The organism is Actinophytocola xanthii (assembly GCF_001921205.1).
GTDB classification, from domain to species: domain Bacteria; phylum Actinomycetota; class Actinomycetes; order Mycobacteriales; family Pseudonocardiaceae; genus Actinophytocola; species Actinophytocola xanthii.
Map to the genome: position 1 here is coordinate 52365 of NZ_MSIE01000055.1, position 25187 is coordinate 77551.

A 25187-nucleotide genomic window follows, 5' to 3' on the forward strand; every position below is an offset into this window, starting at 1 on the left:
TTCCGTAACTGGGAGAAGCCGTAGTTGGCCTCGTCGAAGCCGGGCTCCAGGGCGATCATCTTGGCTTGGACCTGGGAGGCGGTTGGAGTGTCGGTGGGTAGCTGTTCCATGGCGCCGACAAGCAGTGCTTCGGCGTTTACGAGGGCGAAGCCGGGCAGGGATCCGTGCCCCGCTCGGCGAAGCGGTGCCGGGGTCCCGGGTCGTGTCAAGGCATGTGGGGGCGCGCGGACCAGCAGCGTCCCGGCACTCCCGGCATCCACTTCGGCTACGCTCGACAGCTGTCCAGCGAACGGGGTTCTACTCGTCCAGTTGCTGCAGTCGCACCGAGGCTCGATCACCTGCGGCGGCCAAGCCGTCGATGATGCGGTGGTAGCGGCTCTTGGCCTCGCCCATGGTTACCCCCGTGCTGCGAAGTCCGATAACCCACTCCTCCAGCAGCCACAGGTGATTGGCGATGAGGTCGTAACGACCGTCGATGATCGACTCGATCCAGGTCAGCGCCGTGGTCATCTGCCACCGCACGGGTGCACTCCTGGCGAACTTGATCACGGCGTCAACGGCTTTGGGTTCGCGGCGACTGAGCTGTAGCCACCGGTCGGCGAGTGTATCGAGCGCGTCGGGCTGGATCCAGTTCTGGCGGCAGCGGCTGAGGGTGGTGTCGATGTCGGGATCCCAGGACCTCGGGTTCGGGGTGGGCAGCAGGGCTGCGGTCATGTACTCGAATCCGCGGTGCTGGGAGCGCGCAGCGGCTCCGTCAGCGACGGTGTCGAGGGCGATTTCCATTGCCCAGGGCCAGAACTCCGCCAGGGATTGTCGGAGGTTGTCGTGGTAGGTGAAGACGGTCGCGAAGCCGTCAAAGAGTTTGTGTAGAGCGTCGCTGTCGGTTGCGTAGCTCGTGATGTGGGCTGCGACCGGCCCGCGGTCACCGTCGAGGGCGATCGTGATCATTCGCTGGGCGATCGGTTCGTGCGCGGTGTGCGCGTGGTGGTCGTAGTCGTTGCGCCACCAGTGGGCGAGGCTTCTGCGGTGGGCGTCCCAGAGCGGGCCCCACAGCTCGGTGACCGCACTGTCCAGACATGGCACGTGCCGGGCGTCGACCACGCACGTCAACGGCATGCGCAGCCGGTTGAGCAGAAGCTCGTCGTCGGCGACGGTCGTCAGCGACTCGTGCACCGGTGCAGCCAGCGGATCGGGTCGCCGCTGATGGGTCCGGGGGTCCGGAGGTCCGAGCCTGCTGTCGATCAGGCCCGCGGTGGCGGCGACCCACACTGGTGCGTGCCGGCGGCAGGGGTCAAGGCCGACCACAGCGGCACCGCCGGGGCCGCCGTCGAACTCAACGCCGAATTCGGTGCCGGTGTCGTTGTGGGCCTCGCACGGCGCGGTCCACACCGGCTCGCAGCCCAGGGCGAAGATCGCGCGCACCTCGTCGAACTCGCTGGTGGCCAGGGCGTGCAGGCACGCCTGCACGCGCGAGGGATCCAGGCCCAGATCGTCGAAGGGCGCGAGCACGAGCAGCGGCGCGGACGCCGCCGCGGCACGATCGGCGCCTATCGAGAACAGCGATCCGCTGTAGCTGAAGTCGTCGCCGTGCGGGTTGTCGGCGGCCCACATCACCGTGTCAACGGCCCACTTGACATCAGGGGGCGTCACCGTCGCCAGCCCCAGGGCGTGGGCGCGCACGGCGGCCGCGGCGACAGCGACGAGGGGGTTCTCCGGCCAGGGCATGCCGGTGGGCGGCTGCTCGGTCTCGGCGATCGCGCGTGCGGTGGCGAGGTCCTCGGCGAGGGTGTCGACGGGCCAGTGTGCGGGGTTGTCGTTGTGGCGGCTGTAGCGGTTCTGCAGTCCGTACAGGGTGTTGGTCGTGTTTAGTTCCGCGTCGCGGGGTGCGAGGACGTGCTCGAGCCGTTCGGGTCGCTCGAACTCGATGCGCAGATGCTCGCCGTCGCGGCTCATTCGATAGTTGTCGATGCGGAACTGTTCGGCCCAGGTCTCGATGACCGCGAGGTGCTCGTTGTTGTCACTGTCGGCGGAACTGGCAAGTTGGGCGCGGGCGGTGCTGGTGAGGGTGTGGCCGACGGCCTGCAGCTGGGCTAGGCGGTCGTCGTCGCCGGCGAGCCGGGCGTTGATGACCATCGTGCCCACGGTCTGCTGGAAGGTCTGTGTGCGCCGCTCGGATCCGGTCAGCTTGTCGGCGTCGGCGGCGCGGACACGCAATCCGTAGTCGCTGCTGACGCGGGCGTGCTCGAGATGCCAGATGGCCGGAGACGCCAGGAACGGATCGAGCAGTGCGCCGGTGAGGTTCGGGTGCCGGGTCAGCACGCCGACGAGCAGCGCGGGTATCGCGAGGTTGTGGCAGTCGCGCAGCAGCACCTCGACGAGCCGTGATGCCGGGAACTCCAACTGCTCCAGCAGGTGGTCGATGTACCGTTCCAGCGCCAGCAACGCGCTCATGCACGCGTACGGGCCAACGCTGGTGGCGCGGTACCACGCCCAGACGTGGCTGTCGCCGACGTAGAGCCGGTCACCGATTCCCGGCACGTCCAGACGCACGCCGTCCAGGTCGTCGGTGTCACTGTCACGGGCATGGCCGTGCAGATTGGCCAGCTTCTGCACGCGGACCGTGGCGGCGTGGTCGAGCATGCGGTTGAGGAAGCCGATGGTGTCCATCGGGATGGTGTGCAGCAGCCGGAAGAACGGCCCGTAGAACCACGCGGCCCGGGGCACGCCGAATCCGGGGGTGAGGCCGTGCTTGAAGTCGCGGATGCCGTCGTCGAGGTCGTGACCGCCCCAGCGCTCGTGCTCGGACGGTTTTTTGATGTAGTAGGCCTCGGCGAGATCGAGCAGCAGCGCGGGCCGGGCCGCTGACATGCTGACGGCGACGTGGACCGACTCCACCGCGGCGTTGAGATGTCCTGGGCTATCGTCGGCGGCCTGACGCAGGCGAGCCTCTGCGCGGTCGTCGATGTCGGGGCCCAGACACGCGAGTGCTTCGATCGCGAAGTCGTCGTAGAGGGCCGGGTCACCGTCGAGAATGGTGTCGCGGACCTCGCGGCGCAACGGATGCGGCAGCGCGTGGGTGTCAGCCATGCCCCGCAACCACGCCAGGACCAGGTTCTGGATGACCTGACGCACGGTGCGATGACCCGAGCTCGGCCGGCCTTCGATCACCGGCCGTTCGCAGAAGATGACCTTCACCAGCGGTGCGAGCGCGAACGCGTCGCCGACCGTGCCGCTGATGTAGCGGGTCTCGGCCAGGCGCAGCAGTGTCATCAACGCGGCGCTGTCGTCGCCGGTGAACGTGTCCCACAGCTGCCGGATGGCCGCGTCCGCGTCGCCCAGCGTGAGAAGCGCTTCGTAGGGCACTTCGCGCCACCGCTCGCCGTGGGCGGCGGCGATCTCGGTGAAACTGGCCGACAGGCGGGCCCAGCAGTGCGTGTCGCTGCGGTCGAGCAGGGCGGCCTGGCAGCCCAGGCGGGCCGCGCGGATCGCCCAGCGGGGGGCTTCGGTTACCGTGAGCGGCTGCCATCCCTGTGTGATGAACAGCCGGCACAGCGCGAAGTCACGAAACAGATCCGTCGCGAACTCCTCCCCCGCTGAGAAAGCGGGATTATGGGGCACCCGTAGCACACCATCCGAGCGCAGCTCCGCCGAGCCGGTGCCCGCGGGTGCCGCCGTGTCGATGCCGAGGCTGCGGCGGGCCACGCTCAGGGCGGCCTCTTCCCGGTCGTGCGGCGAGGCAGCGCCGGGAGTGTGGATCTCGTTCCGGCGGATGAGGCCGCACCACACCGCGGAGAACACATCGGCCTCGCACAGCAGGTCGGCGGGATCGAGCACGACGCCGGTGCGCAGCAGTACGTCGACCAGGCCGGGCCGGCCCAGCAGCCAGCGAGCGCGCGGATCACTGCCCAGCCGGGCCAGCGCAGGAAACGTGGACACGAGAGCGTCGCGCTCGTCGTCGGTCAACGACCCAACCACGTATTCGGCCGCAGCGCCATCCGAATCGGCCAAGTCGAGGGCGTGCGTCAGCTCGTCACGGACCTGACGCGAGCCGTCGGTGCGCGTCACCGCCACGACACCGAAGCCAGCCCGCACTGCGGCCGCGGACATGGTCCGGAACACCTCGCCTTTGCCTTCCAGCACCGACTCCGCGCCGTCGATGAGCACGAGCCGGACAGGCCCCACGGGACCCGCCGCCAGGACGGCGTCCACGGCGTGCCCGCCCCACTGACTCTCCACGTCCGCCACGGTGCGCCGCAGATCGCGCAGGCTCAGGCTGCACACCGCCGCGCCCTGCTCGCGCAGCTCCTCCGCCGCCCGCAACGACAACGCGGACTTACCGACGTCGGGGTCACCGGTGACCACCACCGCGCCGGCCGAGGAGCCCACCGACCGCATGAGTTCCACCAGACGAGCCCGTTCGCCGCAGCGCTGCAACTCCAGCGACTGCGCGGCCGAGCGCAGCGCCGGGCGGATCGACTCGCGCAGCCGCGAACCGAGCCGGTCGATCATCTCCCAGGCGCGGGCGAACCGGGCGGAGTGCGTCAGCGGGAAGTCGGCCACCGCGCGGCGGATCACCGACTGGGTCAGCACGGCCGCCTGCGGCGCCCACACCCCCACGAGATCCTCCAGACGCGAGAACAGCGCGTCTGCGGTGGCGGGCGTGCCGTCGCGGAGCATGCGCTGCAGCGCGGTGACCGCCGCGGCGCGGTCGGCCCGGTCCGTGCGCTCCAGGCGCAGGCTGCGGGTGCTCAAGCCGGACAACAGCCGCCAGGTCAGCTCCTGGGCGCTCAGCCCACTAGCCGAGTCCAGTTTCACCGCCGCCTGCCCGACCAGCGCTGTGAGGTGGTCGAGCCGGCTGCGCAACCCGGCGTTGGTCCGCCCAGGCTCGCTCACGCGACTGGCCAGCGCCTGCGCGCCCAGAAGACCGCTGGCCAGTTCGGCCAGTTCAGCCAGCTGCGTGATCGCGTTGGCGTTCGTGGACACCGCGAGCACGATCCGCCACCGCCCCGCCATCACCTCGGACCAGTGCTCGGTGACGATCACCAGAAAGTCCCGGATCAGCGGAACGGACGTGCTGTCACTGGAGGTCAGGGCGGGATTGCGTCGTACAGCGATCGACGAGCGACATGGTGTGCCCTGGCTGTCACGGCCCTCCAGGACGATGTCATCGACCGTGCTCACATCGCTCGCCTGCAAGCGGATCGTGTCGACCGACACAGCCTGCCCCAGCTCCTGCAACGCCTCGCCAGCCAGGAATGCGGCAATCAGGCACGCCGCATAGGAATGTTCCAGACGCACCCCTCCGCCACCCGTGGAGTACGGGCTCGAACCAGCCACCAATCCCCCGTTGTCTGACGAGATCTCCTCCAACCATGCGCTGATTGACGGGTGGGAGACCACCAGTCGCCACAAGGTCGACCGGCCCGACTTCGTCGCGGTGACGAACCCGGCATCGGACAGGGTCGACAGCGCGGCGTTCGCCGTGGTCGGAGACACCCCCAGCGCCGTCGCGACCTTGCGGCCCGACAGAGCTTCCGGTGTCGCGGCGAGCACCTTCAGTGCCCCGAACTCTCGCTCGCTGAGCGTCGCCTGAAGGGTTTCTGCTGCCGTTGCCACGACGCCGACCCTACCTCTCTATGTCCAGAAGCGCTGGACATAGACGTAGGGGGTGTCGCGCTCGCCAGTGAGTGGGCAGACCGCCTTCCGACGCGGCCGCGAGTCCATGCATCGAAGTGGCGCACGCACGCAGCATGTCGAAAGGCAGACCGAGACGTCTGCTGGATCGACACCGAGCCAGGAAGCACGGCGGCGGCGGACTGAGAAGAGACCTGTCGCCTATGCCCGGTCCGCCTCACCTATGCCATCACGACACTCCCCACCGATGAGGGCCTCGCCGACGGTGGCGATGGCGATGGCTCGGTTGAGGCCGGCACAACGCGCTGCGCGCTGCCTTTGCACGTGGCCGGGAGGACGGCGATCGTCGTGCCGGTGCGGCGACGCAGTAGCCCAACGCTCCGGCCGGTTGCGAGGATGGAAGGGGCGAACTCATGTCGGTCAAGCTCCCACCAATGCCGAACTGAGTTCGAATGAGCTGGAACCGAAGTATCTGCGTGAGTGAATGGTGACAGACTGTCACCCCGGCCGAGCGAATTGGGCCGCTGCTGAAGTCGTGCGCAAGTGCGATGCCATCTCATCGACGCCTCACGAGCGCCGCGTGTCCGCTCTGATTCAGATCTTGATGTCGCAGGTCTAATAGCCCGCACCAACCCGGCCATTTCGGGCACACGTCGACGTCCCAGCGGCCGGGGTGGACCAGGTGTACAGCAAGTCGGCTCGTGGTAACGAGCAAACTTTCCCTCGTGTCGATGACCGTATCCTACGGAGGCCGTGGTGAATGTCGGCGCGGCGCTCCCACCGAGCTGCAGGCGGCGGAACTGGTGGAGCAGAGCGAGACCTGTTCCACGATCCACCGGACTGGTGGTTGTTCTCGGGTTCCGTACTCGCTGATCAGCGAACGGCTTTCACCTTGCGAAGTAGTGTCGTTACTTGTCGTGATCGTTGCGATGTGGCGGTCCATGTGGGCCTCAGATCGGCTTGATGGACATCGTCGAACACACAGGTCCGCAAGCGAGAAATCGGTGGTCGTGGTCTAAGGTGGCTACTTTCTGCGGGTGGGTAGATGTCGTCTGAGGGGAAATTGTGGTGGATCCTGAGCTGGGGACATTGGTCGCGACGGCAGCAACCACGCTGGTGACGGCGTTGACAACGGGTGCGTGGGACGTAGCTAAGAAGGGCGTGGGCGCACTCTGGCGGCGGGTGCATCCAGATCGTGCTGAGACGGTCGAGGCTGAGTTGGTGGAGGCTCGTGAGCAGTTGTTGGCCGTCCGCCACACCGATGATGAGCAGCTTTTGCGTGACCTGGTAGATGAGTGGCAGTCGCGCCTACGGCGTCTACTTGCGACCGCGCCGCATCTTGCGGGCGAGCTGCGGCGCTTGAATGACGAGCTACAGCCGGTGGTATCGGCCAGCTCCCAGATTGGGCAGCTGGGTATGCAGGCGCGCGTATCGGGACATGGCAGGGTGTATCAAGCGGGTCGTGACCAGCACATCAACGAGCAATGAGTAGCGAGGAAGTCGCTGGGGGCGAGCCGGCGTGGCTGGAGGCCCACGCTTCTGGGGACGCCCGGGTCTATCAGGCGGGGCGCGACCAGCGGATTGAACACCATGAACACTACGAGGACGGCGTCCGCCAAACCCGGCGGGCGACGGCGGACTCGGCCTCTGATGTATGTCCCTATCCGACCGGAATGGCGTCGTTCCGGCCGGAGCAGGCGGAGTGGTTCTTTGGGCGTGATCAGCTGATCACAGAGCTGGTAGCGCGGCTGGATCAGCGGTTACAGGGGGACGGTGGGCCGCTGATCGTGGTGGCGCCGTCTGGAGCGGGAAAGTCGTCGTTGCTTCAGGCTGGGCTGCTGCATCGGGTCGAGCAGGGACGGTTGCCGGGGTCGCGACAGTGGCCCCGCCTGGTGTTGACGCCGACCGAACATCCCGTCAGCGCGATCACGACAGCAATCGCCGCGGGCGTTGGCCTCGATGGCGCTGACACCATTACTGTCCAGGTTGCTGCAGCGGACCCGGCCACTTATGTCGAGGCGCTCCGCCAGCGTCTGAGGAGCGTTCGCTCGGCTGAGTCCGATGGTGCGAGTTGGCGGCTGATGCTCGTCGTCGATCAACTCGAAGAGCTGTTCACGATGTGTACCGACAAGGATGAACGCGAGCGCTTCCTCGCGTTGGTCGACCAACTCACCGCGTCAGGTACCGACGGGCAGGAGCCGCTCGCCCTGGTGGTGTACGGGCTGCGAGCGGACTTCTATGCGCAGTGTGCTGACCATCCCCACCTCAAGGCCGTGCTGCAGGACGGCCAAGTGCTGGTTGGCCCGATGTCGACGGGTGAACTGCGTGAAGCGATCATCAATCCGGCCAGGCGCGCGGGCTTGCGGATCGAGCCGGGTCTGGTCGATTTGTTGCTGCGCGACCTCGGCGTCGGCACCGGCAACACTGAGGGATACGAGGCTGGCCGCTTGCCGCTGCTGGCTCATGCGCTGCGAGCGACGTGGCGTGAGCTCCATGGTGACACCCTGACTGTGGACGGCTACATCGCCACAGGAGGGATCGAGCACGCGGTGGCCACCAGCGCTGACGACGTCTATTCCACGCTCAGTCCGCCGGATCAGGAGACGACCCGAGCGCTGTTTCTCCGCCTCGTCAAGGTAGGCGACAACTTCGACGACGTCCGGCGGCGTGTACTCCGCTCAGACTTGCAGGGCGGTTCTGAGTCAGACCAGCAGAGCGTGAATCGAGTACTCGACGAATTCACCAGTGCCCGTCTGCTGACGCAGCAACAGGAAACCGTCGAGATCACCCACGAAGTCTTGCTCCGTGCGTGGCCAAGACTGCGGGATTGGATCAACGAAGATCGAACTGGCCTGCAAGTACAACAGGAGTTGATCGAAGCGTCTGACCGGTGGCAGCGCCGGCACCGCGACCGCGGCGTGCTGTATCGCGGAGCCCAGCTGGTGGTGGCCCGAGACTGGGCTACCCGGCACCACGGAAGCCTGGACCGACTTGCCCATGAGTTCCTAGATACAAGCATCCGAACCAGCCGTTGGCGACTGCGGCGGTTGGCTCTGGCGCTTGTAAGCATATTTGCTCTCATGGCATCTTTGTTGATCGCCGTTACCTATGGCTACCAGCAGCGAGGTGACGCGCTTTCCCAGCAGCGTATCGCTATTGCACGAGGACTTGTCGGTCAGGCGGACGCCGTGCGGGAAACGTCGCCCACGCAGGCGCTGCGTCTTGGTTTAGCAGCGCATTATCTCGATCCCCGTTCAGGAGCTGACGCTAGTCTTGTCACTAGCTTGACTACAAGCTCCAATGCGGGGTCAATTTCAAACAAGGCAGAGGCCGCCGTGATCAGTCGCGATGGGAAGACCATGGCTAGCGTCGGCACCGACGGCGATGACTCTGCAACAAAGCTGTGGGATATTACCGATCCGCGGCGTCCTAGGTTGGGTGCAACAATACCCGACAGCCTCGGCCCTATGGCCTTTAGTCCAGATGGACTTCTCGTGACACAGAGTTCTATGGACGATTCGCTTGTTATTTGGGATACAAGAGATCTAAGTCATCCTCGCGAGATGGGACGGGTCCGTGACGTTAGCTCAGTCTCAAGCGTAGCGTTCAACCATGACGGAAGGGCACTTGTACTCACAAGTACTTTTCAGGAGGGCGAGGAGTCAGAGCTGTGGAATATCAGCAACCTGGCTCACCCGCGCCCAACCTGGCGAATATCACAACGCAGCGGTGGCGCGGATTTTAGCCCTCGGAATGACATATTGCTCACGACCGACGATGACGGTGTAACGTTGTGGGACACGTCCGATCCTCGTTCTCCACGAAAAATGAGTCACTTCTTAGAGACTAAAGACATCTCGGTGTTTGCGACAACATTCAGTCCCGACGGCCGCACGCTTGCTATTGCAACTGCGTACGGGAATAAACATATTGCCGTCGATTTCTGGGACATCGCCGAACCGCGACGTCCGTGTAAGTTGGGACGAACGGCAGCAATCCATACCAATACGGTCGAGGCGATGACCTTCAGCCCTGACGGTCGCACGCTGGCCAGTGGCGACATCACCGGCGCAGTAACTTTATGGGATACGTTCGATCCAGCGCACCCCACCAAGATTGGCCAACCACAGACAGGCTACACCAGCCCAGTAACGTTAGTTGCCTTCGTTTCTCCAGGGCTTCTTGCGACGTCCGTAGAAGGTGGCGGGGTGACCCTGTGGGATACCGCCACCCAGGCTCGCCAAATTGATAGACTCAAGGCTGCAACAATCAGTGGAGATTTGCGCGTTATTGCCACCGTTGATCATGGCAAGCCAACTCTCTGGGAGAGAACGGACCCTCTGCGCCCTAAAAGACGTGGTCAGGTTGACGGGCATGCGAATTTTATACTCAGGTTGAGTTACGCTGGGGACAGACTGGTTATGGATTCCAGTGCAAATTCCGAGGCGATTGATCCGCTTGAGATATGGCAAATGGCGGATTCGGTCCGGCCGAAAATACTGGGACAGTTAGATGATTTCTCCTACGGGCGCCAAATGGCGTGGAGTCGGGACGGACGTGTTTTGGCTACTACCGTTACAGATGCCGAGACTGAAGTTGTACTCTGGGACGTATCGGATCGTCCCCGTAAGCTGGATCGATTGGTAACTGATCACCTGCCGCTCGACGGGATCTCGGCGTTGGCGCTCAGTCCAGATGGGCGTACTCTGGCGACTGGTACTGGGAGTGGGCCGCCAGGGCATAGTCAGCCAGAGGATCCGACGATCATCCTATGGGATATCCGTGATCCTTCGCGGGCTCGTGAACTCAGTAGGATCCCGTTTAGCGCAGTGGACTCATTGGGAGCGCTTGAGTTCAGTTCGGATGGAGATACCTTGGCCTCTGCTAGTCTTGACGGGTCTGTTTCGTTGTGGAATGTGGCCGACGGTCGATCTCCTCGTAGGCTCAGCAAAATATTAGTGGGCCCGAACAACTTCTTGTTCTCCACCTTTGTTGTCGCGTTCAGCCCCGATGAGAAGATACTTGCGGCGACAGCCGCTGACGGCTCTGTGAGTCTATGGAATATCGCAAATCCAATCAGACCGCATAAGATTGGCGTACCTCTAGTCGGCGATTCCACCGGTCTCGCGTTACTGGCATTCAGTCCAGATGGAAATACGCTGGCGGCAGACACGGAACACGAAACGGTGATCCTCTGGGATATGACTAACTTGAATCATGTTGTTCAACGTCCGTTGGAGAAGGCTTGTGAACGTGCTGGACGTGGGTTCAATACGGTAGAGTGGTCTCGTTATGTAGGAACGAGTTTTCAACAAACATGTCCCGACTAGTTGAAAAGATTTATTGGGCGTCGCGTTCTACGTCACTTCCGAATTCGACAAACAGCTTCGCTTCGAAACTCGCCTGAACAGCGGCGACCCGACCAGTCACGCGGTTGCTACCTGTGATTAAACTGTATGTCAACTCAGAACCTGAGTGAATATAAGACCCTCTGCCGTGCCTCCGCTCGGGTGAGGACGGCACAGAACGGGCGCTGACTGTCAACGCCTTCTACGAGAAGTTCTACCTCCGGGCGATGGCCGCGCTCGGTGTGCCCGGCCGTTGGCAAAGCGACCAGCCGGCCGGCGCGACAGCTCCGACGGACGCGGCCCGGATCACCAACGCGGCCCCGCCCTCGTCCGACGACACGACCCACAGCAACTCACCAACCTGCGCACACCCCATCTGCTCGACCGCTCTGGTGACAAGTCAGTTACACGGGGTTGGGTGGCGTCGTGTCTTTGGTGGGCCAGTTCGGCGTGGCGCTGCGCCCAGCTCCAACTCCTGGGCTCGCTGCCGGCGTGCGGCCAGATACAGCGCGAACAAGCGCGGTGGCCCGTGGACCGCGGTCCACCGGCGCTATACAACCGACCAAGGGAGAACTGGGCATGGTCCTCTTCCCCCAGCAGAAGCGAGTCAAGCGCTGTGCTCAAGACCGTTCGTCCAGCTCACGGACGAGCGTACCGCGCCCAGTTTCCGGGTCTAGCCACTCCCCCAGACCACCCGCCCTCGACCCTGTTTAGTCAAGCACTGTATCCACAGGTCAGACGCAGTATATTTCCTACCGATCCCCGGCGCGAGCAGTGGCCGGAAGGGCCTCCTCGCCTGACCGGCAGGGGGAAGCGATGAACCTCTATTGTCTCCGGCAAGGCCATGGATCGAATGAACTGACATGTCGAGGCGCGAGCGGCCATGGAACAGGCGCTGGTCATCTTCCACGAGATCGGCACGCCGCAGGCGGCCGAGGTGGGTCACCATCTCGCCACTCACAACGGCTGACCAGAGGGTGCTCGCTTGGGCGAGCACCCCGTGCCGAGTTACCGGACCAGTATTGCGTTCACCGCCCTGGCCAGGTCTGGTATCGGTGGGTGAACAGGGGGACTGCCGTTCCAAGGGGATCATTGCGGATGGCGAGGTTAGGCGTGTGCGGGACGACGTGGCTGATGAACCCGCACCAGCCGACAGGGGTAGCGGTAGCTCGCACCGCCGGACGCGTGGAAACCGAGGAGATGTTCGCTGAGCACGAGCGGGCGAAGGCTGCACGGCTGGAAGCGGAGGCAATGGCGCTACCAGGATCAGGAGGATAGGTGGCCCCGCCAGCCTGCGGTCACCGGAATGGAGCAGGCGCCGGAGCCCGACCAGGCCGACGCGCCGGCGGCCGCGCACATGATCGGCGTGGCTCGTTGCGATGACCAGGGGCGTGAAGGGCAAGGTGATACGGCAGGTGCTCGCGCACGGTGTTATCTGGGACGAGCTGGCCGATGCCCTGGACACCACCCCGAGCAGCCCGGCGCGCGGCGAGTTTCACCGATTCGTGTACCGGGGACAGGCTGGTGAGGCGCCGACGGAGCCAATGCGCGATGTCGCCCCGGCTTCCCGGCACAGTGAGCCGCCCAGCCGGCGATTGGCGCGGCCAGGCTAGGGCCGTGTTCCTGCCGACGCGGCGGCATGAAGTGGCTTTCTCGGGGCGCGGCGCACGGCCAGTTCAGCGCGGGCTTGCCCGGGACGGTGACCTACTCACCGGCGACACGCGCCATGAGCCGCGGAGGTGGTGGTGAGCGCGGTGGAGGAGTCGCAACCGCACCGCGTCGAGCCGTCAGGGTGGCAGTACGAGGCGGCCAGGAGGGCGTACCGGCAGACCCACGGGAGGGATGTCGCGGACATCTGCGATGGCTGGCGCATCCCGTTCACGACGGTCTTCGCCGAGGCCTTCCCAGCGGTGGCCATCCTGATCATCCGCGCCCGGGGCGGACAACGAGACACGAGCTCATGGGGTGGACGAGAGCCTGCCGCTGGCCGAGTTCGAGCGGGCGTGCCTGGCCGAGGCGCTGCTGTTGACGGAGACCTGCCAGCGCGTCAAGCTCCTGAGGAGCACGGCGGTGGAGCCGGCAGCATGTCAAATTCCACCGCCGTCGCCCCTGGTCAGGCCGGGTGTAGGCGCAACACCCGGAAGTCGCCCCTGGTGATCGGGAACTCCGGCTCTGGGGACATGTGACATGTCCTCACCTGCTCCCGCGACGCGACGCTGAGCGTGTCCTTAACGCCGTTGTCGCGCACTGTCAGGGCGACCCGATCGCCTGGGGCCGCCGGTGCGAAGTCCTGAGCGTCGCTCACCACGGCCGTCACGACAGCCCGCGCGCCTACGGGCCGAACGCAGTCGACCCTGGCGACCATCCAGCCTACCGACTCGTCGTTATGGTGCGACATCCACAGGACACCCGTACCCGAGCGGCCGTCTCCCCGGGCGTGGACCGAGAACTCGAATACCGAGTACGGGTCGTGGGTGTCGAACTTGGCGCTGCCCAGCACCGCGACATGTGGTGCGGCCTGGACGGTGGCGGTCGCCGCGCCGGTTGTCCCCAGCATCGCCAACGCCGCGGTCAGGGTGCCGATCACCGTTCTCCAAGTCTTGTTCATGGCAACAGGATCTCCGCGCCGCGCCCCGGATCCCTCCCCAGGCAGAGGGAGATCACTCATCCTCGGGGGTGACATTCCCTCGACAGCAGCGCGTCCGACACGGGCGTGCCCGCGCTGCTCGGGCGTCTCGAGGTCGATGAGAACGCTGCGGATGCCAGGACCGCGCGGTGGTCGTCGGCGAGTTCGGCGAGCATGTAGGCGTAGCGTTCGGCGTGCAGGATACCTTCGATGATCACGTTGTAACCGTGGTCGAGGGCGTAGCGGGTCACATGCGAGATCAGGCCGATGTTGGCGCCGTCGGGAATGTCGCGTTCCTTGAGGATCGTGCGGCGTATCACGTCCTGCTGGACCAGCGCGCACGTCCTGCCCAGGTGAGATCGCACCCGGAGCGCGACCGTCGTTTTCCCCGCACCTGAATTTCCCCGCAACACCACGAGCCGTGTGTCGTCATTTCCTGTCGCTGCCGCCACAACGCGCAGTCTAGATGACCACCTGTCCTTCGCAGCGCCACTGCCCCATCAGAGCGCCACCGGCCGACTCGGAACCGTTCCCACGCACCAATCGAGGCTCTCTGGCCACTGTCTGCCGATCAAATCGATCAATGGAAACCTGGGAGGTCCTGTGGTTATTCGATTCTGGCAGGAATTATCGGCCCCGACGAGTCACCAGCGGGATACTTCTTCGTTGAACGCCGCCATGACCGCCGCACTTCGCGGGTGGCCAGTGTTCCCGCTGTCCCCACGCAGCAAGATTCCAGCAATCAAACAATGGGAGAAGGTCGCGACGACCGATCGCGACCAGCTTCAGGACTGGTGGACGATCGATCCAGCCAGGAATGTCGGAATCGCATGTGGACCGGCCGGACTGGTGGTGATCGACCTCGACAACCTGCGCGGCCGGGCGTCCGGCATATGGGGCGATGAAGGGGTACACCATGGTCGTGAGGTGCTGGCCTTGCTCGCGCACTGGGCCGGCGAGGCCGATCCCGTAGACACCTACACCGTTCTGACTCCGCACGGTGAGCACCGCTACTTCCTGGCGCCGACCGACCGGCGGCTGCGGAACACGATCGGCGCTACGGGCAGGCGAGGGCTGGGGCCAGGGGTCGACGTGCGGGCGTGGGGCGGCGCGGTCACCGCTGCCGGTTCAGTGCGCCTCGTCGGCGGCAGCCCCTGGGTGTATCGGCCGGACCCCCGCCGTCCCGACACCCCGGTTCCATTGCCGCTCTGGCTGGTCACCCGGCTCACACCTGCCCCACCCGCGCCGCCGAGGCCGATACGGCTTCGGTTCGGCGACAGCCGCGTGGACGCCTACGTCGCAGCGGCTGTCCGAGGTGAGGCCGGAAACGTGGCCAACGCGATTCCCGGCAGCCGGGCCATCGTCGTGTTCAGGGCCGCCTACAAGCTGGGCGGCCTGGTCGGCGCCGATGTCCTCGACGAACACGTCGCCGAGCACGCGCTGCGCGACGCCGCCCGCGTGCACGACGGAATCGACGGCTGGACACAAACCGAGGCCCGCCGACACATCGAGAACGGCCTCGCCCGCGGCCGCAAGCACCCACGCCCGATCGACGGCCTCATCGCCTGACCACCACCACCCGGCCACCGCCCGACCATCGCCATCCCCCGAGTGGCACGACCACCCAGACCCCGTCTCTCGCACCGCTGTCCATCGACGACGGCCAACCCCGCGAGCGACAGCCCACTCCCCTGCCTTTCCTCTGGAGGAGATGTTCATGCCCGCGACCCCCCTGCCGGAGAAACCAGCGCCCCCACGCAACGGGCGCCGTCTACCCGATTCCACCGTCCTCGAGCGGGTCCGCGCGGCGTTCCTCAACGCCGACCGCCAGAACACACGAAGGCCTGGCCGGCCTGCGCTGGTGGAGCACACGGGCGGCACCGAGCACCAGGTTCCTCGAGCGATGCGGATCGCCGCATCCGAGGTGCTCCAGTCCGAGGATCTGGCGACCCAGCCGTCACCAGATCCTCACCAGGACCGAACCCCGCTGGAGACCACCGCACCACCCATACCGCCATCCCAGCCACCTCCACTCCAGGTGCCCGCACCACCCCACGACCCACCACCGCCGTCCGTGCTCTCCGAACGTCCGGACCTGACTGGTGGGGAGGCAGAACCACCACCGGCGCGGACACGGGACCCCAGCGAGCATCGGGTGGCGAGTCCGCCCAGCGCCTGGCCGTTGGCCTTCATCGGCCTGGCCGCCGCGGTCGCGGTCTGGGGCGGATGGGTCGACCTCGGCCGGTTCACCGGCTTCGGCCTGGTCCAGCCACTCCCCGGGCTCGTGGACGACTTCCGGATCAACACCGCCATCGTCCTGCCGATCGGCATCGAAGCCTACGGCGGCTACGCCCTGCGCACCTGGCTGTCCTCCGCGGCGCTGTCCGCGCGGACCCGCAGCTACGCCCGCTGGTCCGCCCTGGTGAGCCTGGCGGTCGGCGGTGGCGCCCAGGTCGCCAGCCACCTCATGAAGGCCCACGACATCACCGTGGCCCCGTGGTGGGTGACCGTCGTCGTGTCATGTGTGCCCGTCGCCGTGCTCGGGCTCGCGACCGGGCTGGCGACCCTGGTCCGCCAGGACACCACCAGCCCCGCCCCACACCACCAGCCCAGCCCGCTCCGCCGATCACCATCCACCAACAAGACCGACACGCAGACCCACAGCGATCCGCACACCGACGTGGACCGGCACCTCTCCGGACACGGTGGCCGCAGCACCCACGCCTGGTGAGCAAGGTTCACCGGGCGCCTGCAGCACCTTGACGACACCCCGGCCTGACATACCGATGCCGGGACCGCAATGACCGGACGGCCATGAGCTGTCACGGGAGTTCCCTCCGTCCGTGCCGAACGAAAGGCGCACGCATGTCCGACACGACCACAAACACGGACACGAATGAGCTGTACTCGACACTGGTCCAGCATCTCGACGTATGGGACGAGACTCGCCGTGACCCCGAATCGGCGGCGGACGTCGATGACCTCGACCTCGAAGACGACCAGTTCGCGACGATGAGCGATATCGCCGACGACGCGATTCGCGTCACCTTCGCCCTGGTCGAAGCACTGCGCAACGCGAGGACGGTGGGTGTCGGCGGCGCTGCGGCGGGAGAACGGATCTCGACCACAGTCGCGTGCGGGCGCGATGACATGGGTCGTTCTCCTCGGCGGGTCCGGGTCGCTGGTGGAGGCGTGGAGCAGCGCCGGCGCAGAGAAGAGATCGGACCGGCGGCGCTGGGAGTTGTTTCGGTGGAACCAGCGCCGCCAGCTCGTCCGGCACGCCGAGTACTCGACCCGGTACGTGCGACATGCCGATGGTCACCCACTGCGGAGCGACGACGATGTCGTTGGCCGCCATGCGTTCGCGAGCACCTGGACGCCACAGCCCGGGGCAGCGCCGACCCGGCCGGCGTCACGGCGGGGCGCGGGGGAATGCCGTGTCGGATCAGCCGTCCTCAGGCGACGGCCGTAAACAAGGTTTGCAGGGCGGAGGCCACACGGGTGGCTCCCTGTTTGTCAGGGGCGCGCACTGGACGGCGCCAACGTTCGCGAGGCTGTTGGTGTCGACCAAGGTCACGGGATTGCGACTGGGCGTAGGAGGCCTGGCTGGGAGGAGTCCGGGAACGGGTTCCCCCGGCGTCTTCGGTGTGCTCCGCCGACGACCCGTCCGCGGACGCCGTGAACTGGTGTCTGTCGTCGGCAGTGGTCAGCGCATCCGGTTTCGGGGTGGGCTGTGGCTATTCGCCGCGGACCTCGTGGTCGTAGTGATTTCGGCTGCCCTCGATGACATCGCCGAAGTCCAACCCGAGTACGTCGCACAGGTGCCGCAGGTCATCCCCAAGGCGTCGAGAACAGTCTCCGGCGGCTCACCGTACTGTCGCGTCCGGTGAACGTAGGCACGCACAGCAGCCAGACCCCACGACGCTCGGGTCTCGTTGTCCTGCGGTGATCGACGTGTTCCACGGTCCCGTACCCCAACTTCAACGCCACCAGGTCGACTTCGTCGGGGCCGTCCGTGATCGGCTCACACCGGTACGGCGCTTCACTCACGGCCCCGTCGTGTTGTGCGGGCGGGGCAGCCGGGGTGGGACTCCATGCGTCGGGCACGGGAGCACCGTCCGTCCTCGTCACTGTCCTCGTCACTGCGCCTTTTGGGAAGGGAGTCTCCTCATGTTCGGCACGCTCCTGGTTCCCGCCCTCGCCACCGCCGTAGTCAAATGGGTTGTCACGCTGTGTGGTCACCGCATCACCTGGCGGCTGGCTTTCCTTCTCACACTGGTCATCGTGATATCCGTGACGATCCTCGCGGCACGCTAACCCGACGTCTTACGATGTCCCGTCGACAAGTTGTCATGCGGCGTTGGACCGGCAATGGTCATGCGACCGATATCAGGTGTGATCGTTCCCGTCATGTTCTCCCGGTTCCCCTGAACCGGTACCGGCGCCGCAGAACTGCGTGATCGCCAGTACCGGTCACTCTACCGGGGTTTCAGGTCCTCAACGGACACAGCGGCATCCCGCTGTGTGGCCGATTTGTGGCCCAGCACCCGCACCACCTCGTGAATGATTACGGCGAACTGTGACGTAGCGTGCCCATCACCTGGTGCGAATTTGTCTAACACCGATACGGTATTGTTCTTCTTAAGCCCGCTGATGCGACATGTCCCGATACGGCACTACGAGGAGTGTGTGAATGGCTCAGAAAGTTCTGGTTCAGCTCGTCGACGACCTTGACGGGCTTCCTGGTGACGACGTCTCCACCGTCCAGTTCGGATTGGATGGCGTCACCTACGAAATCGACCTCAGCGGTGCCAACGCTGAGCAACTACGCGACAGGCTCACCGAGTTCGTGGCCGCCGGTCGCCGTGTCGGTGGCCGGATCAAGCGCGGCACGAAGCCCCGCTCCACACCCGACAATGGTCCCACCGAGGCCAGCCAGGTCCGCGAGTGGGCGAACAACAACGGATACGAGCTGTCCGGTCGCGGCCGCATCCCCGCACACGTCGTCGACTCCTACCGCCAGGCACAAGCCGAGGCAACGCCGAAAAAGAAGCGGTCCTCTGGCGGGGGACGAAGCCGCGCCCGCGCCAAGGCGAGTTGACCAACAGACCAGGTAGGACGCCCGAAAGCTCCGCAAGCCGGCCAGGTCCCACGCCAGGCGTTCGGGCGTCCTACCCACACGTTCGTCCCGTTCGGGACACGACGCCGCCGTTCGTGTCATGCCTACGGGTTGTCGTACGGAACCTGGTCCTGGTTGCCAGTCCCGGTCTCCGACGCATCTGCTCCGCGCTCGTGCTCAACCGTCGCCCCCGCTGCTGACGCAACGTCTGCTGTCATGTCGACCGATGGCGCCGCATCCGCCACACCCGAAGTCGTGTCGCGTCGTGACCGTGTTCGTCCACGCTTCACCGGACGCCCGGCGTTCACCGACCTGTTCTTCTCGCCGCTCTCGCCGCTGTTCTCCGTCTCACCACCCGGGTTGCCGCGTACCGGCTCGGCGCGGGACGCCGACTCGGCGGCCAACTGCCGCAACCGCCGGAGTTCGTCCTCGGGCATCTCCAGCAACTGCGCTGCACGCGGATAGCGGACCCGTAACTCGCCGATCAACCGGTCAACCACGCGTCCCATGGCTACCTCAGCGGTGACCACCGCGTCCCGAGCCGCGGCGCACTCCTCGTTCCACACCGCGAAGTCGGCCGCGAGTTCGACCTCCGCCTCGTCACGGCGTCGCCGTTCCTCGTTCAGCTTCCGTTGACGCTCCACCGCGTCTCGACGCGCTGCCTGCCGTCGACGAACCTGCACGGATGTCGCCGGACTCAACGCCGCCGCAGGCGTGCTCCGTGGCACATGCCCACTCCCCCCTTCACAAGCAGAACGGCCGCAGGGGGGATACGGCACTTCACCACAACCCACCGTACACGAACGGCCCGAACGCATCACCCGGAAGCCACGGACACTGTGGGCCTGAACCGGTGCCGCCGCTGGCCCGGGAGCACCTCGCGCGTTCCCGTACTGATTAGGAGACCAGGCATGGCAGCACACGTGGCGTTGATCGGCGTCAGCGCGATGTTCAGCGCCGACGAGATCGAGTGCTTGGTGCGTACGGCCGCAGACGCGGCCTGCGGCGACCGCACCGACCTCACCTCGCGTCAACTGGAGTTGGCGCAGCGAGCGCACCACATCATCCACAACGCCCAAGTCCGAACCGACCTCGACAGATCCGTGCCGGCCAAGCGCATGGTGGCACTTGCTGAGGAGTTGAACGCCGACCCGCGTGGTCTCGACGATGTCGTGCACGATCTCGCCAGCAACACAGCGAGCGAGATCAACAACGGTGGTCTGGACGCCCAGATCGCCTATCTGCTGGACGAGGTCGGGGAAGCGGAAACCGCGCAGGCCATCCGCAGAGCGGTGGAATCGGGCCAACGGTGAGCCGTCAGTGGGCCCTGCGGCTCTCACCCGTGGTCGCGTTCTACCAAGTGGACATGGCGGAAGCTGAAGAACTGCTGATCCGCTGGCGGCATCCGCTACACCTGCCTGACGACGAATACCCGACAGGCAGGCCCTACACCCGTCCGTTCGGCAGCCTTGCCTTCGTCATGGAAGACCGTGGCCGGCGAGCAGCCACCGTGGTGCTCGCCAGCACCGTAAACGCCAGCGTGTCTCAACAGCACGGGTGGCACCGGTACAACACCGTGGATCTCTCCAGAATCGCACGGAGCCCGAACCGCCGCGACCAGCAGTGCCTGCGTGCGGTGCTGCGGATCGCACGCGAGTACCTCGCACCCCTCTGGCTCGGAACATACCCGAACTGGGACGCACGCAGCGCCGAGTTGTGCGGGAGGCCGCAGATCGAGGCTCTGTCAAGCACCAGCCTCCCCGGCACACCCGGCAACTTGTACCGATTCGACGGATTCGAGCGCATCCGAGTATCGAAAGGCGCCAAAGGCGGCGGCCACCAACGGCCCAGCGCTGCGAACGCAATCGCCGACGGCGCACGGGGTCTATGGATTTACCGTTACCCCCAGCCGCTTACAGCCGCACGCGCATCGCGGAACCGCAGTTCCGCTGATCGAACCACCTGGACAAGGTAGGTCCTCCCGAACTGCTCCAAGGCAGCGTCGCAGGTCACCCGAGTCTGGGAACTCGCGGCCCGACCCGCGCAGCGCCGGCTCGACGCGAACATCGCATCGTTGATCACACACCTCGTGATACAGCGCGACGTCCGCCGCGAACGCGATCGCGATCTCTTCCTCGTCGCGCCGACGCTGATCCTCGTTAAGCCCGGCGCACCCGTCGATCGCAGCGAACAAAGCTCGGGAAACAGCATCAGCCCTCATGAAGTACGGAGCGCCAATGACAAATAACAAATCAGCACCTTGCCACGACCGCGAGGAGTGGGAAGAAATCCGCGTCATGGTCGCAAAAGCTGGTGACGTTACGCCAGCAGGTCCGATCGAATCAGTCGAGTACTTCGGGACCATCGGTGTCGTTCTCACCATCAACGGCGAGGACTACCACCGCGGGATCGACGCGGTGATCTCGCGGAAGGTTCGTCGATGACCGACACGCAATACACGCCTTCTGCGATCTCGGCCGCTGTCCACGCCGGTGCTGACCTGGTCCAGGACGAACTAGATCTCGGTGAACGTGATCAGGATCTGATTCACCTCATCGTCAACGCGGCCACGATGCACCTGGACAACCCGGACGTCTCATTTGACGACGTGGTCCGCGCCACCTTCGACAGACCGCCGGCCGCGGTGCGCGGGTGGTGGTCGTCGTGGGCGTGACCCCTGCCGAGGATCTGCGGCTGCGGTGGTTGCCGTCGAGGCGATCAGTACGGCACGCACGCGTTCTGCTCGGTACGGAACCGGCGGCCGATGTTGCTCTGGTCCCGATGTACCAGCCAGGGAAACAGTACGGGATCTGGCTGGTCGGGCAACCCGTGACCACGGTGCCCGGTGTGGTGTTCCTGGCGGCCATCCACACCGAGCCGGTCGAGGGCATTCCGAACTTCTCTTGGGCCAGGAACGCCGCCTGTCACCTCGCGCGGGAACGACTCCGCGCCGATGGTCGAGGCGGCACCGTGGCCTACGCCGTCATCCGCCACGACAGCGTGGCGGTGTTCGAGGACTTCGGCGACGAGCGGTGAGCCACACCGCGAGTCACCCGATCATCACCTCCGCGGTCGGCTGCGAACACCCGACGACGGTGACACAGGAATCGGAGGGCGTCCACGTGCACGGATGTCCCGGGCATCCAGCCGACACCCCGACGACGCACCGCAGGTGCTCCCCCCGAAACCCGGCATCGCGCAGACACCTACCGCTACACCACCCTGCCCGCCTGGGAGCGCGCCCCCTGGGGCATCGCCGTGCTCGAAGACGTCATCCCCGTACCCGCCTGACCCGCCCGCGGCCGCCGGCTCCTAGCGGCCCGCACCCCACGGCAATCACCTCACCGCGCCGTCGTCCGGCGGATCTCCGCCCGCGCCGCCGGACGCCGGTTGCCGTGCCGCCGCCTGCCCAGTGCTGACGAACGGATCACCCATGGCTGTCCTGAATCCCGACCTGTCCATCGACACGAGCGCCGACCCACATACACCGCCCGCCACCGGCCTGATCTGTCTCGGGTACCTCACCAGCAGCGTCCACCACCTGCGCGACCGGCTCGGCCCGTCCCAGCTTGGGCTCGCCCCGGACGGCGTGACCGAGGCCTGGGTCCTGCACACCCCGGCCGGGGCTGCCCACCTGTGGGCCGGCACCACCGCCGTGGCCGAGGAACTCGACGTCGAACGCCGGTGGCTGATCCTCGCCGCCACCGACGACCTCCTGCCCGGGGTCTACGGCGTCCTGCCCTGGGGCTACAAGGCCGTCCACGGCTCGACCGCGGCGTTTCCCACCGCCGCTCTCCCGCACTTCACCGAGGCCACCCTGCACGGCTTCGGCCACGCCTACCTCGACTACCTCTACCTGCGGATGGACGCTGAAACCGGGCGCCGCGACCAGCTCGACCGGACCGCGCCGGACTTCCCCACCCACCTGCGCCGGCCCCGGCAGATCAACACGATGCTGCTCCAGCTCGCCGAGGTCCTGCACCACTACGAGTGGGCGCACGCCAGCGAGGCCGAACGCGAGGCATGGGCGGGGATGCAGCGCTCCACGCCCAGCGAGGGACTGCGGTACTGGAAGGCCCGCAACCGCTGGCTGTACCCGCCGGCCACGGGCCCGCACCACAGCGATCCCGATCTGCCCGGCATGCTGCGCGCCCTGGCCGACACTGCGCGGGACAACCGCGATTCGCAGCTGACGGTGACGCCCGAGACGGACCTCGCCCTGCACGACGAGCACGAGCAGACACTGCGCGCCCTGGCCGACGTCCCGATTCAGGGCCTGGATGCCCTCCAGTTCCCCCGCGGCTGAACCTCACCCGCCCGACGAGCCGCCGACCAACCCGGCTCGACCACGAGATTGAGGTGGTGGCATGGGTCGGCGATTGCCGCGTGTACCGACTTGGCCACACCGGTGGCCTGGAGCAGGTCACCACCGATCACACCAGAGGAGAGCAGCTGCGCCGCCTCTGCTTGCTTGCCCACGACCCACCATCGTGTGCCGCCGACAGTGTCGTCCCATCCCGGCTTGCCCACGGCCCGATCGGCGCCGCGCTCGTGCCGGTCGAACTGACCCGCCGTCTGCTGCTGTGCTCCGACGGCGTGGGCAAGCAGCTCAACGCCACCGTCATCGGCCTAGACCTGGACACCGCCGAGGCCGCCGACTGGCTGGCCGCCGACGCCGAGACCGACTGGTCCATTTGTGCACGGTGCCGGTATGGACGCGGCCGGTATGGACAGCGCCAGCGCCGTTGGTGCTGACGCGCAGCGCAGCTACAGCGACAACATCACCGCCGTGGTCCTCGACGTGGCCCCAGGGGCACACTGGCCGCCACTGGTGACCGACACCTCTGCGCTGATGCGACACCCGGGCCATCCGCTCACGCCGACGCCGCGGTGCTCCCGACGTGTTCTCGTTATGGTGTCGGCACATCACGGACTGTTTGACCCGGCTCGTCCGCCGCCGTGGGTGACCCACATCTCGCGTCATGACCCGCTGATCTTCCTTCCCGTCCCGGAGCAAGTTGATAAAGGAGTGCTCCCTCCATGCCCGCCGAGAAGCCGTTCGACAGGAAGCCGCCTTACGTGTGGAACGGCACCATCCAGGTTGGAGACCTGCCACCGAATCCGTCCATCGCACAAGTCGATGAGGTCATGCGAGTGGTCTCTGAGCATTTCGGACAACGATGGTACGCGGTCAAGCTGTCCGGCTGGTGGCGCATCATCTGCAAGGAAGCTGCCGTGGAGTGGGGTGCCGCCCCTGGGCAACGCACTCGCGACTTCACGCGCGCCCTCGCCGAAGCGACCAAGATGCCCGTCGTGCGGTTCGTTCCGATAGATCGACGGTAAGGCTGCCTCGCCCACGCACTGGAACCGGGCGTCGAGTTCGAGCGGTTCGGATGCCGCCTCCATCATCACGGCGAGGTAGGCGACTGACTTCGACTCTGATCGCGCGAAAGGAACGGCGCTGGCGGGGACGATCACCCTGTACACCACGGGCACCGCGGACGGCAGAGATTCCGGTGCGAGCACACCGAGAGTCCTGTGGCCCCGGAGAACCTCGTTCGGCCATGAGTGAATCGAGACAACGTCATGCACGACATTGGGATCAACGCTGGCCACGGGGCAGGCGTGGTGTGCGATTGCGGCCAGGACTGCGCGGATCTGACCGCCTGGCATGAGCACACCGTCCGCGCCTACAACGACCCGAACGAGCGAGCGATACGGCTACGCGGGAGCCGGGTGCACTCGGTGGTTCCGGTTGAGCCACACAGCCCTGCCTGCGTTCGCGCGTGCGTCAAGGTCGCGTGCGCCGCGTACGGCAACGGCCGGGAGTGCTGGACGCTGACGATCACGGGCAGTCCCGCGTCGGACACAGGTTCTGTCTTCTTCGGGTTGCCGTCGCGGCAGCTCGCTGAGGATCTCGCGGCGCGCGGCGGTGTTGTGTCAGCCACCTATCAGGTCTCGACCTGCTGACGACGTTTCCCAGATACCGCAAGGAAAAGACGCCCACTGGCCGACGCGCCAGACGGCCCAGCGCCTCGCGTTCCACTTGATTTCCGGCCATGACATACACAGGGCTCTTGGACGTCATCGCTGCGTGTGCCGCTCATCGTGGTCGCCACCGTGCTCGGCGACGACTCACGCGTGATGGCGGTCGGCGATTCACTGATGGGCCGACGCATCGGCAGTAGCCCACCGATTCCGTACTCCTACACCGTTTGATCGCTCTTCGCCTCGTTGCCAGTCACATCGCTCGACGACACTTCCTTTGGATTAGGACCTCGCGGCCGGCCCGAGATTGCTGGGTCGGGACCAGCATGGCCGGCGGGGCAGAGGCTGCCTGATCGGCGGCTGGTCCGAGAACGTCGATCACGGTCGCGCCGAACGACGAGTTCGACATGTACGGCCTGGAACTGCCCTTAGAGCGCGTCTCATTTGGCGAGTTTCTTGGAGCAGGTCAACG

At 66.0% G+C, this 25187-nt stretch carries 19 protein-coding genes; 15 read left to right on the forward strand and 4 right to left on the reverse strand.

Annotation, left to right across the window (positions count from 1 at the left end):
- Positions 1-297: 297 nt before the first annotated feature.
- On the reverse strand, positions 298-5616 hold the full coding sequence (locus tag BU204_RS27140) for a helix-turn-helix domain-containing protein (protein WP_143229783.1): 5319 nt from the start codon (positions 5614-5616) through the stop codon (positions 298-300).
- 1086 nt (positions 5617-6702) lie between these two features.
- Between BU204_RS27140 and BU204_RS27150 the strand changes: the two genes are divergently transcribed.
- Together BU204_RS27150 and BU204_RS39445 are read left to right on the forward strand one after the other, a co-directional pair.
- A complete protein-coding gene (locus tag BU204_RS27150) occupies positions 6703-7122 on the forward strand; it encodes a hypothetical protein (protein WP_075128600.1) in 420 nt (139 codons plus the stop codon).
- The gene (locus tag BU204_RS39445) at positions 7119-10964 is read left to right on the forward strand and encodes an nSTAND1 domain-containing NTPase (RefSeq protein WP_143229784.1); all 3846 of its coding nucleotides are present in this window, start codon (positions 7119-7121) and stop codon (positions 10962-10964) included. Before BU204_RS27150 ends, BU204_RS39445 begins: the two co-directional genes overlap by 4 nt.
- Positions 10965-13095: 2131 nt before the next feature.
- Here BU204_RS39445 and BU204_RS27180 read toward each other — a convergent pair.
- Together BU204_RS27180 and BU204_RS27185 are read right to left on the reverse strand one after the other, a co-directional pair.
- The gene (locus BU204_RS27180; RefSeq protein WP_143229785.1) at positions 13096-13590 is read right to left on the reverse strand and encodes a hypothetical protein; all 495 of its coding nucleotides are present in this window, start codon (positions 13588-13590) and stop codon (positions 13096-13098) included.
- 56 nt (positions 13591-13646) lie between these two features.
- Positions 13647-14060, reverse strand: a complete 414-nt coding sequence (locus BU204_RS27185; RefSeq protein ID WP_083661678.1) for an AAA family ATPase — start codon at positions 14058-14060, stop codon at positions 13647-13649.
- Positions 14061-14274: 214 nt separating this feature from the next.
- Between BU204_RS27185 and BU204_RS27190 the strand changes: the two genes are divergently transcribed.
- The 4 genes from BU204_RS27190 to BU204_RS27205 all read left to right on the forward strand — a co-directional run bounded on the left by BU204_RS27190 (position 14275) and on the right by BU204_RS27205 (position 18709).
- Positions 14275-15177: a bifunctional DNA primase/polymerase gene (locus BU204_RS27190; protein WP_233160653.1), complete on the forward strand. Its 903-nt coding sequence runs from the start codon at positions 14275-14277 to the stop codon at positions 15175-15177.
- Positions 15178-15763: 586 nt separating this feature from the next.
- Positions 15764-16339: a hypothetical protein gene (locus BU204_RS27195; protein ID WP_075128608.1), complete on the forward strand. Its 576-nt coding sequence runs from the start codon at positions 15764-15766 to the stop codon at positions 16337-16339.
- A gap of 1439 nt (positions 16340-17778) precedes the next feature.
- A complete protein-coding gene (locus BU204_RS40280; protein ID WP_158073522.1) occupies positions 17779-17925 on the forward strand; it encodes a hypothetical protein in 147 nt (48 codons plus the stop codon).
- A gap of 376 nt (positions 17926-18301) precedes the next feature.
- A complete protein-coding gene (locus BU204_RS27205) occupies positions 18302-18709 on the forward strand; it encodes a histone-like nucleoid-structuring protein Lsr2 (protein WP_075128610.1) in 408 nt (135 codons plus the stop codon).
- A 122-nt stretch (positions 18710-18831) separates the two neighbouring features.
- On the opposite strand, the gene BU204_RS27210 is transcribed toward BU204_RS27205, so the two are convergent.
- Positions 18832-19371, reverse strand: coding sequence for a hypothetical protein (locus BU204_RS27210; protein ID WP_075128611.1), 540 nt, complete (start codon positions 19369-19371; stop codon positions 18832-18834).
- Between the two features lie 267 nt (positions 19372-19638).
- Here BU204_RS27210 and BU204_RS27215 point away from each other — a divergent pair, with 267 nt between their 5' ends.
- The 9 genes from BU204_RS27215 to BU204_RS27245 all read left to right on the forward strand — a co-directional run bounded on the left by BU204_RS27215 (position 19639) and on the right by BU204_RS27245 (position 24697).
- Positions 19639-20040, forward strand: coding sequence for a hypothetical protein (locus BU204_RS27215; protein WP_075128612.1), 402 nt, complete (start codon positions 19639-19641; stop codon positions 20038-20040).
- Positions 20041-20069: 29 nt separating this feature from the next.
- Complete coding sequence (locus tag BU204_RS39450) at positions 20070-20702, forward strand: hypothetical protein (RefSeq protein ID WP_143229786.1); 633 nt, start codon at positions 20070-20072, stop codon at positions 20700-20702.
- A gap of 244 nt (positions 20703-20946) precedes the next feature.
- Entirely contained in the window at positions 20947-21171 is a 225-nt protein-coding gene (locus BU204_RS39455) for a hypothetical protein (protein ID WP_143229787.1), read from the forward strand.
- The gene (locus BU204_RS27220; RefSeq protein WP_075128613.1) at positions 21168-21401 is read left to right on the forward strand and encodes a hypothetical protein; all 234 of its coding nucleotides are present in this window, start codon (positions 21168-21170) and stop codon (positions 21399-21401) included. Before BU204_RS39455 ends, BU204_RS27220 begins: the two co-directional genes overlap by 4 nt.
- Before the next feature lie 107 nt (positions 21402-21508).
- The gene (locus tag BU204_RS27225; RefSeq protein ID WP_075128614.1) at positions 21509-21763 is read left to right on the forward strand and encodes a hypothetical protein; all 255 of its coding nucleotides are present in this window, start codon (positions 21509-21511) and stop codon (positions 21761-21763) included.
- 397 nt (positions 21764-22160) lie between these two features.
- Positions 22161-23033, forward strand: coding sequence for a hypothetical protein (locus tag BU204_RS27230; protein ID WP_075128615.1), 873 nt, complete (start codon positions 22161-22163; stop codon positions 23031-23033).
- Between the two features lie 53 nt (positions 23034-23086).
- A complete protein-coding gene (locus BU204_RS27235) occupies positions 23087-23482 on the forward strand; it encodes a hypothetical protein (RefSeq protein ID WP_143229788.1) in 396 nt (131 codons plus the stop codon).
- Positions 23483-23767: 285 nt separating this feature from the next.
- Positions 23768-24070, forward strand: coding sequence for a hypothetical protein (locus BU204_RS27240; RefSeq protein ID WP_075128617.1), 303 nt, complete (start codon positions 23768-23770; stop codon positions 24068-24070).
- Between the two features lie 243 nt (positions 24071-24313).
- Positions 24314-24697 carry a hypothetical protein gene (locus tag BU204_RS27245; protein WP_075128618.1) on the forward strand — a complete coding sequence of 128 codons (384 nt, stop codon included), beginning with the start codon at positions 24314-24316 and terminating at the stop codon, positions 24695-24697.
- Positions 24698-25187: the final 490 nt, after the last annotated feature.